This window comes from Leucobacter tenebrionis (assembly GCF_019884725.1).
Classification (GTDB): domain Bacteria; phylum Actinomycetota; class Actinomycetes; order Actinomycetales; family Microbacteriaceae; genus Leucobacter; species Leucobacter tenebrionis.
In genome coordinates, this window is sequence record NZ_CP082322.1 from 1154551 (window position 1) to 1168775 (window position 14225).

At 67.6% G+C, this 14225-nt stretch carries 23 protein-coding genes; 13 read left to right on the forward strand and 10 right to left on the reverse strand.

Features of this window, described 5'->3' with window-relative positions:
- Nucleotides 1–17: 17 nt before the first annotated feature.
- The 5 genes from KVY00_RS05450 to KVY00_RS05470 all read right to left on the reverse strand — a co-directional run bounded on the left by KVY00_RS05450 (nt 18) and on the right by KVY00_RS05470 (nt 4551).
- The gene (locus tag KVY00_RS05450; RefSeq protein ID WP_223044684.1) at nt 18–1382 is read right to left on the reverse strand and encodes a uracil-xanthine permease family protein; all 1365 of its coding nucleotides are present in this window, start codon (nt 1380–1382) and stop codon (nt 18–20) included.
- A gap of 218 nt (nt 1383–1600) precedes the next feature.
- Complete coding sequence (locus tag KVY00_RS05455; protein ID WP_223044685.1) at nt 1601–1981, reverse strand: cupin domain-containing protein; 381 nt, start codon at nt 1979–1981, stop codon at nt 1601–1603.
- Nucleotides 1978–3399, reverse strand: coding sequence for an NAD(P)/FAD-dependent oxidoreductase (locus KVY00_RS05460; protein ID WP_223044686.1), 1422 nt, complete (start codon nt 3397–3399; stop codon nt 1978–1980). Before KVY00_RS05460 ends, KVY00_RS05455 begins: the two co-directional genes overlap by 4 nt.
- 175 nt (nt 3400–3574) lie before the next feature.
- Complete coding sequence (locus KVY00_RS05465) at nt 3575–3784, reverse strand: HPP family protein (protein WP_223044687.1); 210 nt, start codon at nt 3782–3784, stop codon at nt 3575–3577.
- Complete coding sequence (locus KVY00_RS05470) at nt 3781–4551, reverse strand: CYTH domain-containing protein (RefSeq protein ID WP_223044688.1); 771 nt, start codon at nt 4549–4551, stop codon at nt 3781–3783. Before KVY00_RS05470 ends, KVY00_RS05465 begins: the two co-directional genes overlap by 4 nt.
- Nucleotides 4552–4595: 44 nt before the next feature.
- Here KVY00_RS05470 and KVY00_RS05475 point away from each other — a divergent pair, with 44 nt between their 5' ends.
- Nucleotides 4596–5123 carry a hypothetical protein gene (locus KVY00_RS05475; protein ID WP_223044689.1) on the forward strand — a complete coding sequence of 176 codons (528 nt, stop codon included), beginning with the start codon at nt 4596–4598 and terminating at the stop codon, nt 5121–5123.
- A 316-nt stretch (nt 5124–5439) separates the two neighbouring features.
- Here the strand turns inward: KVY00_RS05475 and KVY00_RS05480 are convergent, their stop codons facing one another.
- From KVY00_RS05480 to KVY00_RS05495, 4 genes are all read right to left on the reverse strand, one after another.
- Complete coding sequence (locus KVY00_RS05480) at nt 5440–6660, reverse strand: tyrosine-type recombinase/integrase (RefSeq protein ID WP_223044690.1); 1221 nt, start codon at nt 6658–6660, stop codon at nt 5440–5442.
- 140 nt (nt 6661–6800) lie between these two features.
- Nucleotides 6801–7472 (reverse strand): SHOCT domain-containing protein, encoded by a 672-nt coding sequence (locus KVY00_RS15540; protein ID WP_255572781.1) that lies wholly within the window; start codon nt 7470–7472, stop codon nt 6801–6803.
- Between the two features lie 18 nt (nt 7473–7490).
- Nucleotides 7491–7889, reverse strand: a complete 399-nt coding sequence (locus tag KVY00_RS05490) for an ImmA/IrrE family metallo-endopeptidase (protein WP_223044691.1) — start codon at nt 7887–7889, stop codon at nt 7491–7493.
- A gap of 11 nt (nt 7890–7900) precedes the next feature.
- Nucleotides 7901–8374 (reverse strand): helix-turn-helix domain-containing protein, encoded by a 474-nt coding sequence (locus tag KVY00_RS05495; RefSeq protein WP_223044692.1) that lies wholly within the window; start codon nt 8372–8374, stop codon nt 7901–7903.
- 121 nt (nt 8375–8495) lie between these two features.
- Here KVY00_RS05495 and KVY00_RS05500 point away from each other — a divergent pair, with 121 nt between their 5' ends.
- The 3 genes from KVY00_RS05500 to KVY00_RS05510 are packed head-to-tail and all read left to right on the forward strand — an operon-like array spanning nt 8496 to nt 9198.
- Entirely contained in the window at nt 8496–8735 is a 240-nt protein-coding gene (locus KVY00_RS05500) for a helix-turn-helix domain-containing protein (RefSeq protein WP_223044693.1), read from the forward strand.
- A complete protein-coding gene (locus tag KVY00_RS05505) occupies nt 8732–9013 on the forward strand; it encodes a hypothetical protein (RefSeq protein WP_223044694.1) in 282 nt (93 codons plus the stop codon). The genes KVY00_RS05500 and KVY00_RS05505 overlap by 4 nt, the downstream gene beginning before the upstream one ends.
- Entirely contained in the window at nt 9010–9198 is a 189-nt protein-coding gene (locus KVY00_RS05510; protein WP_223044695.1) for a hypothetical protein, read from the forward strand. Before KVY00_RS05505 ends, KVY00_RS05510 begins: the two co-directional genes overlap by 4 nt.
- Here KVY00_RS05510 and KVY00_RS05515 read toward each other — a convergent pair.
- The gene (locus KVY00_RS05515) at nt 9170–9640 is read right to left on the reverse strand and encodes a hypothetical protein (protein ID WP_223044696.1); all 471 of its coding nucleotides are present in this window, start codon (nt 9638–9640) and stop codon (nt 9170–9172) included. The genes KVY00_RS05510 and KVY00_RS05515 overlap by 29 nt on opposite strands.
- 72 nt (nt 9641–9712) lie before the next feature.
- Here KVY00_RS05515 and KVY00_RS05520 point away from each other — a divergent pair, with 72 nt between their 5' ends.
- The 9 genes from KVY00_RS05520 to KVY00_RS05560 all read left to right on the forward strand — a co-directional run bounded on the left by KVY00_RS05520 (nt 9713) and on the right by KVY00_RS05560 (nt 14223).
- Nucleotides 9713–10489: a phage antirepressor gene (locus tag KVY00_RS05520; RefSeq protein ID WP_223044697.1), complete on the forward strand. Its 777-nt coding sequence runs from the start codon at nt 9713–9715 to the stop codon at nt 10487–10489.
- Complete coding sequence (locus tag KVY00_RS05525; RefSeq protein WP_223044698.1) at nt 10486–10725, forward strand: hypothetical protein; 240 nt, start codon at nt 10486–10488, stop codon at nt 10723–10725. The genes KVY00_RS05520 and KVY00_RS05525 overlap by 4 nt, the downstream gene beginning before the upstream one ends.
- Before the next feature lie 84 nt (nt 10726–10809).
- Entirely contained in the window at nt 10810–11112 is a 303-nt protein-coding gene (locus KVY00_RS05530; protein ID WP_223044699.1) for a hypothetical protein, read from the forward strand.
- A gap of 226 nt (nt 11113–11338) precedes the next feature.
- Entirely contained in the window at nt 11339–11938 is a 600-nt protein-coding gene (locus KVY00_RS05535; protein WP_223044700.1) for a hypothetical protein, read from the forward strand.
- A complete protein-coding gene (locus KVY00_RS05540) occupies nt 11935–12375 on the forward strand; it encodes a hypothetical protein (protein ID WP_223044701.1) in 441 nt (146 codons plus the stop codon). Before KVY00_RS05535 ends, KVY00_RS05540 begins: the two co-directional genes overlap by 4 nt.
- Nucleotides 12372–12644, forward strand: coding sequence for a hypothetical protein (locus tag KVY00_RS05545; protein ID WP_223044702.1), 273 nt, complete (start codon nt 12372–12374; stop codon nt 12642–12644). Before KVY00_RS05540 ends, KVY00_RS05545 begins: the two co-directional genes overlap by 4 nt.
- On the forward strand, nt 12641–12997 hold the full coding sequence (locus KVY00_RS05550; protein ID WP_223044703.1) for a hypothetical protein: 357 nt from the start codon (nt 12641–12643) through the stop codon (nt 12995–12997). Before KVY00_RS05545 ends, KVY00_RS05550 begins: the two co-directional genes overlap by 4 nt.
- The gene (locus KVY00_RS05555; RefSeq protein ID WP_223044704.1) at nt 12994–13341 is read left to right on the forward strand and encodes a hypothetical protein; all 348 of its coding nucleotides are present in this window, start codon (nt 12994–12996) and stop codon (nt 13339–13341) included. Before KVY00_RS05550 ends, KVY00_RS05555 begins: the two co-directional genes overlap by 4 nt.
- Nucleotides 13342–13350: 9 nt before the next feature.
- Nucleotides 13351–14223 carry a hypothetical protein gene (locus KVY00_RS05560; protein ID WP_223044705.1) on the forward strand — a complete coding sequence of 291 codons (873 nt, stop codon included), beginning with the start codon at nt 13351–13353 and terminating at the stop codon, nt 14221–14223.
- Nucleotides 14224–14225: the final 2 nt, after the last annotated feature.

Consider the following 14225-nt stretch of genomic DNA (forward strand, 5'->3'; position numbering starts at 1 on the left):
CGCCGGGTGTCCGCCGACTACCCGTCGGCCGGTACTCGCGTCGTCCCGGTCTCGGCGGTCACCACCGGGTCCGCGACCTGCACCTCTCCGCCGCGCAGCCGCGACAGACCGCTCATGAAGTGGTAGACCGCGACCGCCGCGATCGTGCCGAGCGCGATCCCGTTGAACACGACCGAGCCGAGCTGCAGCGTGAAGTCGGCGATGCCGATGATGAGCGCCACCGCGGCGGTGAACTGGTTGACGGGCTTGCCGAAGTCGACACGGTTGTCGATCCAGATCTTCACGCCGATGAGGCCGATGAGGCCGTAGAGGGCGACGGTCACGCCCGCGAGCACACCCGCGGGGATGGTGTTGATGAGGGCGCCGATCTTCGGCGAGAAGCTGAGCAGCACCGCGATGACGCCGGCGACCCAGTAGGCCGCGGTCGAGTAGACGCGCGTCGCGGCCATCACGCCGATGTTCTCGCCGTAGGTGGTGGTGCCGGATCCGCCGCCGAAGCCCGCGAGCACCGTCGATACGCCGTCCGCGAGCAGCGCCCGCCCCGTGACAGGATCGAGGTCGCGGTCGATCATGAGCCCCACGCTCTTCACGTGGCCGACGTTCTCGGCGATGAGCACGAGCACCACGGGCAGGAAGGCGGGCAGCAGCCCCCACAGGGTCGGGTCGGCGAAGGGGTTGCCGACGGCGTGGAAGGCGGGGAGCCCGATCCAGGCGGCCTCGTTCACGGTCGAGAAGTCGACCTCGCCCATCGCCACCGCGGCGATGTACCCGACGACCACGCCGAGCACGATCGAGAGACGGCCGATGAGCCCGCGGAACAGCACCGTGATGAGCAGCATCGCGACGAGGGTGATGAGCGCGACCCAGCCCGACAGCTCGGTCGCGTTCCAGTTGTTCTTGACGGCGGGGCCGAGGTTGAAGCCGATGAGCGCCACGATGGCGCCCATCACCACGGGCGGCATGAGGGCGTTGATCCAGCCCGTGCCCCACTTCGTGACGACGATGCCGACGATCGCCATGAGCACGCCGATCGAGAGGATCCCGAACGACGCTCGTGCCAGACCGGCCGCGCTGTCGTCCCCGCCGCTCGCGGTCGCGGCCATGATGGGCGCGATGAAGGCGAACGACGAGCCGAGGTAGCTCGGCAGCCGGTTGCCGGTGATGAGCAGGAAGAGCAGGGTGCCGAGGCCCGAGAAGAACAGGGTCGCGGTCGGGCTGAAGCCCGTGATCAGCGGCACCAGGAAGGTCGCGCCGAACATCGCCACGACGTGCTGGGCGCCGAAGCCGATGGTGCGCGGCCAGGTCATGCGCTCCTCCGGCAGCACGATCGCGTCGGAAGAGACGTGCTTGCCGTCTCGGTGCAGCTTCCAGGGCAGCGCCATGGTGGCTCCTTCGGGTTCGGGTTCGACGCGCTCGCGCCAACGCATTATCTTAATGCGCCTGGCGCCGGCGCGGCGAGCTGCACCGCTCTTACCGTCGCAGACCTCCGGCACCGATGGAGACCTCCCGCACTGGAGTAGACCTCTCGCACGGTTCGAGAGGTCTCCATCGGTGCCGGAGGTCTACATCGGCGGCGGTCTCAGAAGCCCTCCGAGCATCGCTACTCCGCTGCGATGTAGACCTTGCGGATGTGGTCCTCGACCGACCACCGGGTGCGGGTGCCCGCGACGAGGCGCATCACGTCGCCGGGGCCGACCTCGACCGTGCGGCCCGTCTCCTCCGGATGGCCCGGCACCTCGAGCAGCTCGATCCTCGCCCCGCCCGACAGCACGACGAACAACTCGTCGGTCTCCGTATCGGTGACCACTCCCCCGCGCAGCTCCCAGATGCCGGTCTCGACCCCGCCGATGCCTCCGAGCTCGGTGATGCCCTGCCGGGGCTCGCCCGAGACGACATCGTCGGCCGGCACCGCCTCGAGCTCGACATCGAGCGAAAGACCGCGAACCGCCTCGTTGCGCCCCTCGGGCAGCACGCCGCTCACGAGTCGAACCCCAGCCCCAGCGCGTCGAGCGTCTTCAGCAGCACGTTGCGCTTGCCGTCGTTGTGATCGGCTCGGTCGAGCGACCAGCGCGTCAGGTTGATGCCGATCGACGCGGCCGGCTCGGGCGGGAACGGCAGCGGCACCTGCTTGACCATCTCGAGCTCCGTACGCTCGGTGACGCGTCCCTCGAAGCGGTCGACCAGCACGTCGGCCGCGAAGTGCGTCGCCCCGACCCCCAGTCCGGTGAAGCCCGCGACGTACTGCACTCGACCCCCGTGAGCCTGGCCGAAGAACGCGCAGAAACGGGTCGAGGTGTCGATCACGCCCGCCCAGCGGTGCGTGAACTTGACGCCGGCGAGCTGCGGGAACGTGGTGAAGAAGTGGCTGGCGAGCTTGCGGTGGCTCTCCATGCGGTCCTCGTGCTCCCGCTTGATGCGCCCGCCCGCGAAGTACACGGCGTCGTAGCCGCCCCAGAGGATGCGGTTGTCGGCGGTGAGCCGCGAGTAGTGGAACTGGTTGGCCATGTCGGCGAGGCCCTCTCGCCCCTCCCAGCCGATCGAGGCCAGCTGCTCGTCGGTGAGCGGCTCTGTCATCAGCACGTAGTCGTACACGGGCACCGTGTGGAAGCGGTAGCGCTTGAGCAGCGAGGGGAAGACGTTGGTGCAGAGCGCGACCCGCTCCGCGAACACGGTGCCGCGGTCGGTGGTGAGCTGGATCGGAGCGTCGGCCGACCCCGCGAGGCTCGTCACCGGGCTCTGCTCGTGGATCTCGACTCCGATGGAGGCGGCGTGGCGCGCCAGCTCGGCCGCCAGCTTGGCGGGGTGGAGATTCGCGTTCTCGAGCGGCGAGAACTCGCCGCCGAGGAAGGTGGGCGACTTGATGCGCTGCTGCACCTGCTCGCGGTCGAGCGTGATGACGTGCGGGTCCTCGCTCTCGCCGAGCCACTCGGTCTGATAGGGCTCGTTCGCGACCGCGAGCTGGCCGGTGCGCTCGAAATCGACGTCGAGCTCGTTCTGCTCGATGAAGCGCTGGATCGCGTCGAGGTTCTCGTAGCCGAGACGACGCAGTGTGCCCGTCTCGTCGGGCCACCGCGACTCGGCGTTCGGCTCGCCGTGCGTGATGCTCGCCTCGCAGAAACCGCCGTTGCGTCCGGATGCCGCCCAGCCGACCCGCACGGCCTCGAGCAGCACGACGCGGCGGTCGGGGTGCTCGGTCTTCAGCTTGATCGCGGTCCACAGTCCGGCGTACCCGCCTCCCACGACGGCGTCGTCGACGCGCTGATCGCCGTCGAGCGCGGGATAACGCGCCGCGGAGTCGGCGACGTCCTCGGTCCAGAAGACTGCGAGCTTCGTATCGGCCAGCGAGTCGTCGATGATCTTCGCGGCGGGGCGGTTGGTTTCGAAAATGGTGGGTTGCATGGGATCCTCGTCCTCGATTTCCTGATCGATCCTCGCACATCGCCGTCACAATGTAAATGCGAATGTCAACGACGTTTACAAGCGAGGCGCTTCGGCATCCACGAAACTGCGGCGATCCGCACGGTACCGGTCGTTTCTAGCTGACCACCGCCGCGCTCGCGCCGATCGCCGGGGTTTAGTCGCTCGGCGGCTTCATGATCGCGCCCGTCGCGAGACCCATCGCGAGACCCGCGGGCAGCCACAGCCAGAACTCGGTGAGCGCGCTGATCACCACTCCGACCACGGCCCCGATCACCAGCGCGACGATGATCTGCTTGCGACGCGCCCGCGCCGCGGCCTCGTCCTGCTTTCCCGACTGCTTCCGCGACTTCGATCCGCTGCTCATGCCTCCAGCGTACGCGCCGCCTCCTGATCGGAGGCGTCGAGCCGTTCGAGCGCCGCGATCCGATCCTCCCCGGCTCCCTTCGACCGCGCGACGGCGACCAGTTGCCCGGTCGCCCGCGCGATCTTCGCGAAGCTCAGCGAGGGAGTCGCCCCCGCGGCGATGAGCACCGGCTCCACGCGATCCAGCACCTCGGCCGCGCCCGCCGCACCGCCTTCCGCGTGGGCGTCGGGCAGCGCCTCGGCCTCCCACTCCCGCCACGCGCGCCGCACCCGGCTCTCACCTGCGACGGCGCGCACTCGATCGTCGGCCAGCTCGATCAGTTCGCGGCCGGCGGTGTCGCGCAGCACCACCGTCGTACGCTCGGTCTCGAGCTCGGCGATCGGCACGAGCCGCGAGGCCGGCACGCCGACCCGGGTCTCGATCTCGGCCCGGAGCGCCTCCGGCATCGCGTCGGGCCCCGGCATCCCCTCGGTCGCCGGATCGAGAGGCCATAGCAGCTCTCGGTTGCCCTGCTCGGTGCGCTGCTTCAGGTGCCACCCGGAGTCCTTGCCCCCGCGGCGCACCCTCACGGCGAACCCCAGGCGCGCGAGATCGGCCGCGGCGGTATCGAAGTATCGCGCCGAGAGATGCTGGACAGCGGGCGGATCGGCCGTGAGGCCGACCGTCAGAAACGCCTCTGCGGGCGGCAGCGTCAGACCGACCGCTGCCTCGTACTTCCGTTCGATCTCGAGCGATCCGGCGGCCTGCGCATCTGCCTGTTCAGTCACACCGACAGCATACGGGCTCTACTGACGCCGGATACACTGGCCGGATGGCAGAGGAGGTCGCAGCCGCGGAGCGCGCACAGCGGGCGTGCGCCGAGACCGTGTCGAGGCTGCGCGCCGCGGGTGTCCCGACCGAGGCGCTCGCCGAGTACGTCCCCCCGCGCCGCGTGCTGCTCTGGACGCGCCCCGCGACCATGCAGCGACTCGGCGAGGTCTGGCGACTCGGCTCTCTCCTGCTCGGCACCGACGGCGGCCTGTACGCGGTGGGGCGGGCGACCCGCGCGGCGGAGCGAGGACGACCGGGCTACCAGTCGGTCTCCCGGGAGGAACGCAGGGAACTCGCGGCGGCCGCGCTGCGCGGCGGATTCGAGGTCGGATCGCCCGTCAACTACGATGCCGCCCCGATTCCACTCGATGCGAGTGCGCTGGCCTCGCTGCCCCCGGAGTGCCCGGTGGGGTTCGCCGACGGCGAGGTGCGCGTGCGCTGGCGGGCCGGAGCCGATCTGAACGGGGCTCCCCCGCTCTCGGAGTTCCTGGCGGAACGCGCCGGGTTGCTCATCGACCCGCCGGTGTAGCAGTGGACGCCGGGCCGATACTTCGGCTCACGCTGTTCTTTCGGAGCTGACCCTGGTGATCCGGTCCGAAAGAACGGTCTGATCCGAAATAAGGGACTCCGGATCCGGGCAGGATCCGCGGCAGGCTTCGCCTGCCACGCCAATGCTGTGCCCTGGAGAGGAATCGAACCCGGCCGGCCGCTGAAAGCAACGCGCCAGCGTTGCGCGGCCACGCCGCGTGACGAGCCTGCGAGTCACGTTCAAGGTTCAGCATGACGCCTCGACAGGGCGCGAAGGAGCGAAGCGACTGAGTGCCCTGGAGAGGAATCGATTAGCCTCAGGCCCCAGTAGTAGCCTCAACTTCCGCATAATCCTGCGGGAGTTGAGGGGCGTGAAGGGGCGTCGCGGGTCGCTGTGGGCGGTCGGGTGTGGGCAAAATGTGGGCACGCCGAGCGTCATCCATCGCTGCCCCAACTGCGTCGAGATCGTCTTCGAAGAGGTCTGCGTAGACGTCGAGGGTCATCGCAGCGGAGGCGTGCCCGAGCATCCGCTGTACCGCTTTCACGTTCGCGCCCGTCTGGATCGCGAGCGAGGCGGCGGTGTGGCGGAGATCGTGCGGTGTGATAGCTGGAAAAGTGCCGTCGACCGCTCGGCATCGCTTCACCGCGCCGGAGAACCAGTTGCGGCCCGCAGCCGGTGCCGCTTGATAGGTCACACCGTCGCCGACGACGAGCGCGTCGGGCCCGCGCCCTTCGATGTGTTCGAGCAGGTCTGCAAGGAGGAAGGCCGGTACGGGCACCGTTCGGGCGCGGTGGGTCTTCGGGCTGCCAGGGATGATCTTCCCTGCGACGGTAACGGCGTTGCGGGATACTCGCAGGCGCTTCCGCATCTGGTCGATGTCCTCGACGCGCAGCGCGGTCGCTTCTCCCCACCGAAGGCCGGTGTAGGCGAGCAGGTTGACCAGCAGGGCGTGCTCTTTGGCTTCGCGGGCGAGGTGCGCGACCTGCGCGTGCGAGAGGTAGGCGTGGCGCCGACGCCCTTTGCGTGGGAGCTTCACACCTCGGGCGGGGTTCGAAGCGATGAGCCTGTCGCGTGCTGCCGTGTCGAGTATCGCGGAGAGGACGCTGTGGGCGCGGTGCACGGTCGTGGCACTCTTCGGCTTCCGCTTCCATTCGCCTTCTTTGACGCCGGGGATTCCTGCGGTGAGGTCTGCCACCCATGCCTGGATCTCGGAGTAGGTAATCGACGCGACCTGGCGGTCGCCCCACTGAGGTTCGACGTGCGTGCGCCATGACCCCGCGAACGCGGCAGCAGAGGATGGCTTGAGGTGCGTCTGCCCGGCGAGCCACGTCTCGCCGAGCGCACTGATAGTGGTGCGCCCTGCCTGCGGGTCGATGTAGTCCCCGGTGGCTTTCGAGATCGTCGTCGAGGCGAGGAACAGCTCGGCTTCGCGCTTCGTCTTGAAACCGCGCTTGTCGGTCTGGGAGCCGTCGGGCTTCCGGTACCGGACTCGGTATCGTTTGCCGGATGCGGTGGTGTACGGCTTGATCGTAGCCATCAGCGCGACCTGTTTCGGGCGCGCTCGACTATCGTGTTGTTCATCGGATCTCCTTTCATGAGGTTCGGTGTGTGCCCCCGTGGCGCGGTTCTTGCTTGCCGGCGGAACGCGCTGCGGGGGCCTTTTGCGTTGGCTCGCTTCTACATGCGAGCGAGGATCTCGGTCTTCTTCGCTTCGAACTCTGCTTCGCTGAGGATCCCCGCGTCGCGGAGGCCGGCGAGCTGCTGCAACTGCGCGGCGGCGTCCGGTGCCGCAGGAGCTGCAGTCGTGGTCTGCTGCGCGACGTTGACGTTCACCTGGGTAGACGATCCGGCCTTGTGCTCCTGGATCGCGCTGAGGATCGCCTGACGGAACTGCGCTGCTTCGTCTCGGCTGACGCGGAAGGCGATGGTGTTGATGGCGCCGCCGGATGCGGTCTGCACCTCGACGAGGTGGTAGAGCATCCCGTCCTTGCGATTCGAGACGTTGGTGATGTGCTCGAGCAGCACCATGTCGTAGGCGTCCTTGCCGCCCTTCACTCCTGTCGCGAGCATGGAGAGTCCCGCGGTCATGACGCCAGCGGTGACCTTCGCGCCGGAGACGCCACGCTTGCGTTCCCATTCGATGCGGTCGGGCCAGAGTCGCACCGTTGCGTTCTTGCCGTCGATGTGGCTCACCGCCTCGTAGAGCGGCTGGGGGCCGGCGGTGACGACCGTAGTGGGTTCGGCGTCGCGGGACTCCGCAACCATGTCGGCGCGGGTCTTGGCGACGGCCTGCTTGGCATCGGACATCGCTTGTGTGGCGGTGTCTTTCATCTTGTCGAAGAGTCCCATTCTCGGTTTCCTTTCGTTTCAGGCAGCCTTGGTGAGTAGCTGGCTGCCGTGGTGCCTTTGCCATTCGATGATGATGTTGGTGGTGAGGTCGAGGTCTTGGGCGATCGATGCGGGGTGGGGGTTGATCCGCTCGGATCGTGCGTACTCGTCGACGTTGACGAGGAAGTTGGAGGCCCAGCGCCAGGCTTGCGCTTCGGTGTGTGGGTCGGTGCATCCGTGGCCGTGTACTGCGTGTCCGATCTCGTGGCCGCAGGTTTCGAGGTACTGCGGTAGGACGAGCGCTTGGTCGACGATGATGAGGTCGAGTGCGGGGACGCTCGCGCCGCGAAGTGGTGGCTCGAGTGGTGCGCGCTTGATGGTGAGGCCGAGGCGTTCGGCTTCGGCGTGTAGGCGGCGCGCGATCGGGTGACGATCCATAGTGCTCCGTTCTACGGGTGGCGGTCGGCTTCTTGTTCTTCGTCGCGGCCGGGGCGGCTGTCGGCTGCGTGGGGGTAGGTTCTGAGGATTTCGGCGGCTTCCTCGGCGGTGAGGTCGCGGTCTGTGGGGATGGGTGTCACGGTGGCAGTCTGCTCCGGGCCACTGACATTCTCGGCTTCGGAGTCTGTGCGGCGGTAGTCGCTCATGTTCACTACGGCGCGCGGTGCTGCGGCCTGACGGACAGAGTTCTCTGCCTGTTCGAGAATCACGATCACATCGAGGTTCAGGGCGTCGGCAATGTCGTCGAGGTCGTTCAGGTCGAAGGAGCGTTTGCCGCTTAGGCGCTCCCTCAGGTAGGTCTCCCCCTTGTTGATGCGCTCGGCGAGCTGGCGGCCCGAAACGCGCTGAGCGCCCATCTCGCGACGGATCAACTCAGCTACTGCCTGAGCGGCGGGGCCGGCTTCATCTTTCGTTCCTCTTGGCATGGAGCCCACAGTACACGCAGAGGCGGGAATCTGCCACTAGATGAGCGTTATGCGCGCGAAAAAGCGCGTACAACGTATTTGCGAGTTGCACCTGCGCGTTTAAACGCGCATGATGGATGCCATGAGACAGAAACACGATACACAGGGTCAGGTAGCCGCCAACGTGCGGGCCGAAGTTGCCGCCAACGGCATGACTATCAAGCAGCTCGGGGAGGTGCTCGGGCTCGGTGAGCGGGCGGCGTCGCGTCGCTGGCATGGCGAGGTCGCGTACACGCTCGATGAGCTCGCGAAGCTTGGTGAGCACTTCGGTATTCCGTGGTCGGAGTTCGCAAAGCCGCGTCGTCTGGCCGTGGCGTCGTGAGCGCGCGGAAGCCGACCCCGGCAGAGCTCGACGCGGCGCACCTGCAGCTTGAGGCTGACTACCTGGCGGCGCGGATCGCGTATCGGGCAGCGCAGGAGCGTGCTGACCGGCTCGGCGACGAGTACCTCAAGGCGCAGTGCGGTACCGAGATCCGGCGTTCGAATACGCGGGCATTCGATGGTCGGAGCGTGGTGCGTGTGACCCGGTGCAACCTACGAAAGGGGCACACCGGGGGCCACCGGAACACGTTCGCCGACCGTGAGGCGGTGGGAGCATGATCGAGTTGTTGGTCGCGTTTCTCGGGTGGCTCGCATCATTCATCGTCGCCGCCATCATCGTCGGCTTGCTGTGGGTGATCCTGACGCTCTGCGGGGTGGTCTTGCCCCATGAGGCTTGGATCATCATCGCAGTCGCAGTCGGACTTACCGTCTCGACTATCGCTGTTGGTCTGGTGATGAGCTGATGTCCGCCTTTGCTAACTTGCGGGCCTTCCATCTCGCGATCCATACGTGGCCGTTAGCCCACAGTCGCAGCATCTCAAACTTTGGATCATCCGGCTTGCGGAAGGACCAGCCATCGAAGGCGACCTTCTCGACGGTCTTGTCGAATAGCCCGAAGCTCGAGCGCAGGGCTGTAACCGCCGCGTTCGCCTCTTTGTTCTGTGAGTCGATGTCGCGCTGCCTCTCCTCGGCATCGGTGGCGGGAGTTCGGAAGTTGTCTCGGACATTTGTGACGAACATTCTCTCGAAGAGTTCGCGTCTGCGGTTCTTCAGGTCGCGTCGCGCCTCGAGCCAGGCGCTTGCCAGAGAGGTCACCCAGGGGATGACAGTGCTGGCGAGTATCGCCAAGAGGATTCCGACCACCAGGTCCGACATGCCTGTCTTCTCGTCGATGAAATTCGACATGCCCACCCTCTCGTCAACGAAAGATGCCCCGCACTGCCATGCGGGGCCAGACATCAGGAAGTAGGAAACCCAATGTCCAGTCAGATCGTACCGTTCGACTTCGGCGAGCACCACGTGCGCGTCGTGCTCGTGGAGGGTGAGCCGTGGTTCGTGCTCACCGACCTCGCGAGGGTCCTCGATATCGCCGCCGTAGGCCGACTCGCTTCGCGTCTCGACGAGGGTGTGCGCCAGACGCATACCCTTCCCACTCCGGGTGGTGCCCAAAAGATGATCCTCGTCAGCGAGGCGGGCATGTACGAGGTCGTGATCCGCTCCGACAAGCCCGAGGCAGCAGCGTTCCGTCGGTGGATCACGTCGGAGGTGCTCCCCCAGATCCGCCGCACCGGTTCCTACAACGCGCAGCCGGCGCTCACGGAGGATGAGATCGTGCACCAGGCGCTCGCGATCACCGCGCGCCGGGTCGAGCAGCTCGAGGCGAAGATCACGGCAGACGCTCCGAAGGTGCACTTCGCGGAGGCTGTGGCGGCGTCGCCGTCGACGATCCTCGTGGGGGATCTCGCGAAGATCCTCCGCGCGAACGGTGCCGCGTTCGGCGCCAACCGCCTGTTCGAGAAGCTCCGTGCCGACGGGTACCTGATCCGGCGCCGCGGCTCGGACTGGAACATGCCGACGCAGAAGTCGATGGAGCTGGGCCTGTTTGAGATCAAGGAGTCCACCAGGCAGCATCCGGACGGGCACGTGCTGCTCACGAAGACGCCGAAGGTCACCGGCAAGGGGCAGCAGTACTTCATCGAGAAGTACGCGCCGCAGGACCAGCTCGCGCTCGACCTGGGCGGGGCCGCAGCATGAGCGCCACCGTCTCCCCGCTGCGGCCCGTGAAGGGGGCCACGCGCGAGCCGGTGTGGCTCTCTCCCGAGATGGTCTGTGAGCGCGTGCCCGGCTTGACGGTAGAGATCCTCACGGATCGCAGGAAGAAGGGTCTTCGCCCGGACTGGCGGAAGCCGTCGCAGAAGACCGTGATCTACGAGCAGCAGGAGATCGACGACTGGGTCGAATCGACTCGTCACGTCGGCCGAGCTTCCTAACCGCCGCTCTTCTCCCAGCCCAAATTTTGCGCCCTCGCTGGGGAGGGCCAGCTACAGCATTGCCAATTTCGGAAGGAAACCATCATGGAAGCATTCGCCCTCACCGCGTCGGTCGCGGTGGTGATCGTGTCGGGCACGTATCTCGTGCTCACGCTGCGCGCGGAGGCTCAGCGTCGGAAGCGTGAGCGTGTGCTCGCGAAGATGCTCGAGCTCGCGAGCGACGCGATGGAGAACGAGATCCGTCGCAGCGGTCGCACCGGGATCGCGGTCGATTCGCCTGAGGGTCGGGCGATCCTCGACCGGATCCGCCTGGGCTGCACGTGCCCGAACTGCGAGGAAGAGCGCCGGATCGCGCACGCTGAGCAGCAGAAGCGGGGCGAGCGGTGAATGCGGGCCGTGTCCCGGAGACGAAGGTGCTCCCCGTCGCTCCTGATCTGGCGGTGCCTGTGTCTGCTCGCGACCATGTCGGTGCTCGGCACGCTGGCGGGACTGATCCCGTACGGGTGGGGGCCCGTCGCCGCGGTGCCGGTGTGGGTCGTCGCGGGCGTACTCCTGCTGGGTGGTGGGGGTGGCTCGTCCGCCTCTCACACCGCATCGACCAGGCGGTGAAGCAGTGACCGCGCCCCGTTACTCGGTCGGTCTCGACCTCAGCCTCACGGGCACCGGTGTCGCCGTCATCGGCCTCGAGACCGGGCAGGTGCGCCTCGGTCTCGTCGAGACGAAACCCGCCCCTGACCCGAGCCTGTCCGGCACTCTCGACCGCCTCCACACCGCACTCGAGGGGATAGTCGCGCACATCCCCATCACGCGCTGCCTGATCGTCGTGGAGGCACCCTCGCTCGGCTCTCGGAACGGGAAGGCGCACGAGCGTGCGGGCTTGTGGTGGCGCACCGTCGCCTACCTCCACTCCCGCGGCCACGACGTCGCCCAGGCCTACCCGCGCACCCGGGCGAAGTACGCCGCCGGCCACCAGCCCGTGAAGAACACCAGGAAGGGCCCGGACAAGCGGGAGGTGGTGGCTGCGCTCGCCGCCGAGCACCCGCACCTGACGCTCGGCAATGACAACGTCGCAGACGGGTTCGCGCTCGCCTGCATGGGCGCCCGGCACTTGGGCTCCCCCATCGACTCCTCCACGCGGCAACGCGCGGAGGCCGTGGCCGCCGTCCGGTGGCCGCACCGCACGACCAACCCGGAAGGTACCCCCACATCATGACTGTGAAGCTCGCTTCGGCGCTGCCGAAGGATGACAAGAACGGGCTCGCCGCGATCGCGCCGGCGCTCGTCGACCGATACCGGTCGCAGGACCACACCGTCGCGATCGTCGTCTTGAAGACCGCGAAGATCACGCAGGACGAGGACTACCAGCTCATCCCCGAGGTGAAGGTGCTCCGCATCGAGCCCGTCTCCGGTGATCTCGAGGACGACGCCCGCGATCTGCTGCAGGACGCCACCGAGCAGCGTCTCGGCCGAAAGCCCGACACCCTCGACCTGAACGGCGACGACGGCGAGGAGTTCGCCGATGTCGCTGAGGTGGCGCCGCTCGAGCTCGAGGCCGGTGTCGAGGATGCCGAGATCGTCGACGAGGACACCGAGCCGGCGCCGGTAACCCCACTGTCCCCGCTCGCCCCCTCGGGTGGAGATGCAGCATGAGCGCGAACATGACCCCCGCCCAACTGGATGCCGAGCACCGTCGACTCGAGCACGACTACCGCAAGGCGGTGACCGCCTACGAGGCCGCGGAGGAACGCCTGAAAGTGGCCGCGACGGCGTTCCGCGAGTCGCAATGCAAATTCGAGATCAGGTGGGACGGCGTACTCGACGCATTCGACAGCGTGATCACGGTGACGTTGTGCACCCTGCGTAAAGGTCACAGCGGAGAGCACCGGAACACCTTCGCGGATCGCGAGGCCACGAGATGAGCGCTCGAGCCTTCGGAGCCGCCGCGATCGTACGCGCGCTCCTCGATGACGGCCCCGGCGACACTGTCCAGTCGAGCACGATCACCGGCCTTACGACGCCGCTTGGGCAGTCGATTGTCGTGACCGTGTTTCCGGATCCCGTGAGCTCGGCCGAGCACCAGGACATGCGCCTCGAGATCGCCGAAGTGAACCGCGGCGACGCGGACGCCGACCTCGGCGTCGTGGTCGCCCCCACCGGGCTCGCCGGCATCGACCGTGCCGCCCCCGAAGCGTGGAACGTCACCCTGACGCTCCCCACCCTGCTCCGACTCCTCGGACAGGACCACACCACCCAGGAAGGAACCCCCTCATGAACACCACCATCGAACAGGCCACCGACGCGCACGTCGGTGAGTGGATCCTGCGCCTCGCCGAGCTCAAGGCGATGGCCGAGCGCATCAAGGAGGAGAAGGAGACCCTCGACGCGCGTCTGGTCGAAGCGCTCGGCGAGGGTACGCATAAGCACGAGCACGCCACTGTCACGATCTCGCGCCGCGGCACCGTCGATAAGAAGCGTCTCGCCGCCGACTACCCCGCCGAGAGCTTCCCCACTCTGTACGAGCCGGTGATCTCGACCGACGCGATGAAGCAGCAGTTCGCGCCAGCCGCGCTCGAACCGTACAAGACGTACTCGGCGCCGTCCGTGACGATCCGATAGGCGTCCCCGATGTCCGAGCATCCCACCGTCGAAGCCCTCTACTTGGGGGTGATCGAAGCCGCGATCGCCGCGCACCCGCGCAGCCTGCAGAAGCGGATCGGCCCCAGCGAGATCGGTATCGAATGCGACCGCCGCATCCTGTACAAGCTCGCCGGTGTCGACGAACCACCCCGCCCGCCTGCGTGGAAGCCCGCCGTGGGTACCGCGGTGCACGACCAGCTCGAGCGCTGGTTCGACGCGACGAACCCGTCCGGGGACGTCGCCCGCTCCGACTGGGTGACGGAGTGGGAGATCACGGTCGGGATGCTCGGCACCGGCCCCGACGCGATCCCCATCACCGGGCACTCCGACCTGTTCCATGTGCCCTCGGGGACCGTGATCGATCACAAGGTCGTCGGCCCGAAGCAGCTCACGAAGTACCGCCTCCACGGCCCCTCCCGCCAGTACCGGGTGCAGGCCCACCTCTACGGCAAGGGCTTCACCGAGACCGGAGGGTGGGGTGACGCGAAGCACGTCGCGATCTCGTTCCTCCCCCGCGACGGCGAACTGTCGAAGGCGTACTGGTGGCACGAGCCCTACAACCCGCACATCGCCGCCGAGGCCCTCAACCGCCTCAATGCGCTCTGGGGGTTGCTGCAGATCGTCGGCCTCGAGGCCGCGCTGCGCGCGAAGCCGCTCTGCGACGACGAGTGGTGCCCGTGGTGCTCCCGCGAGCGCCCCGCCCCGGAGCGCCGCAACGTGTTCGAGCCCGGTCACGGTCCCGTCACCCCGCGCCCCCTCACCCCGGCGCCGGCCCCCAGTCCTGCGCTCCCCCAACCTCTGCCCGGCCTCGGGCAGTACCCCCAGACCCCGCAACCGCGGCGGTCGAACCTCTTCCAGTAACC

What these genes read in the sequence shown, in the direction of transcription:
- KVY00_RS05475 (WP_223044689.1), top strand. Translation starts at nt 4,596, where the DNA reads ATGGCAGAGGAGGTCGCAGCCGCGGAGCGCGCACAGCGGGCGTGCGCC.
- KVY00_RS05500 (WP_223044693.1), top strand. Translation starts at nt 8,496, where the DNA reads ATGAGACAGAAACACGATACACAGGGTCAGGTAGCCGCCAACGTGCGG.
- KVY00_RS05545 (WP_223044702.1), top strand. Translation starts at nt 12,372, where the DNA reads ATGAGCGCGAACATGACCCCCGCCCAACTGGATGCCGAGCACCGTCGA.
- KVY00_RS05555 (WP_223044704.1), top strand. Translation starts at nt 12,994, where the DNA reads ATGAACACCACCATCGAACAGGCCACCGACGCGCACGTCGGTGAGTGG.
- KVY00_RS05520 (WP_223044697.1), top strand. Translation starts at nt 9,713, where the DNA reads ATGTCCAGTCAGATCGTACCGTTCGACTTCGGCGAGCACCACGTGCGC.
- KVY00_RS05460 (WP_223044686.1), bottom strand. Translation starts at nt 3,399, where the DNA reads ATGCAACCCACCATTTTCGAAACCAACCGCCCCGCCGCGAAGATCATC.
- KVY00_RS15540 (WP_255572781.1), bottom strand. Translation starts at nt 7,472, where the DNA reads ATGGGACTCTTCGACAAGATGAAAGACACCGCCACACAAGCGATGTCC.
- KVY00_RS05450 (WP_223044684.1), bottom strand. Translation starts at nt 1,382, where the DNA reads ATGGCGCTGCCCTGGAAGCTGCACCGAGACGGCAAGCACGTCTCTTCC.
- KVY00_RS05495 (WP_223044692.1), bottom strand. Translation starts at nt 8,374, where the DNA reads ATGCCAAGAGGAACGAAAGATGAAGCCGGCCCCGCCGCTCAGGCAGTA.
- KVY00_RS05560 (WP_223044705.1), top strand. Translation starts at nt 13,351, where the DNA reads ATGTCCGAGCATCCCACCGTCGAAGCCCTCTACTTGGGGGTGATCGAA.
- KVY00_RS05510 (WP_223044695.1), top strand. Translation starts at nt 9,010, where the DNA reads ATGATCGAGTTGTTGGTCGCGTTTCTCGGGTGGCTCGCATCATTCATC.
- KVY00_RS05540 (WP_223044701.1), top strand. Translation starts at nt 11,935, where the DNA reads ATGACTGTGAAGCTCGCTTCGGCGCTGCCGAAGGATGACAAGAACGGG.
- KVY00_RS05550 (WP_223044703.1), top strand. Translation starts at nt 12,641, where the DNA reads ATGAGCGCTCGAGCCTTCGGAGCCGCCGCGATCGTACGCGCGCTCCTC.
- KVY00_RS05530 (WP_223044699.1), top strand. Translation starts at nt 10,810, where the DNA reads ATGGAAGCATTCGCCCTCACCGCGTCGGTCGCGGTGGTGATCGTGTCG.
- KVY00_RS05465 (WP_223044687.1), bottom strand. Translation starts at nt 3,784, where the DNA reads ATGAGCAGCGGATCGAAGTCGCGGAAGCAGTCGGGAAAGCAGGACGAG.
- KVY00_RS05515 (WP_223044696.1), bottom strand. Translation starts at nt 9,640, where the DNA reads ATGTCGAATTTCATCGACGAGAAGACAGGCATGTCGGACCTGGTGGTC.
- KVY00_RS05480 (WP_223044690.1), bottom strand. Translation starts at nt 6,660, where the DNA reads ATGGCTACGATCAAGCCGTACACCACCGCATCCGGCAAACGATACCGA.
- KVY00_RS05490 (WP_223044691.1), bottom strand. Translation starts at nt 7,889, where the DNA reads ATGGATCGTCACCCGATCGCGCGCCGCCTACACGCCGAAGCCGAACGC.
- KVY00_RS05525 (WP_223044698.1), top strand. Translation starts at nt 10,486, where the DNA reads ATGAGCGCCACCGTCTCCCCGCTGCGGCCCGTGAAGGGGGCCACGCGC.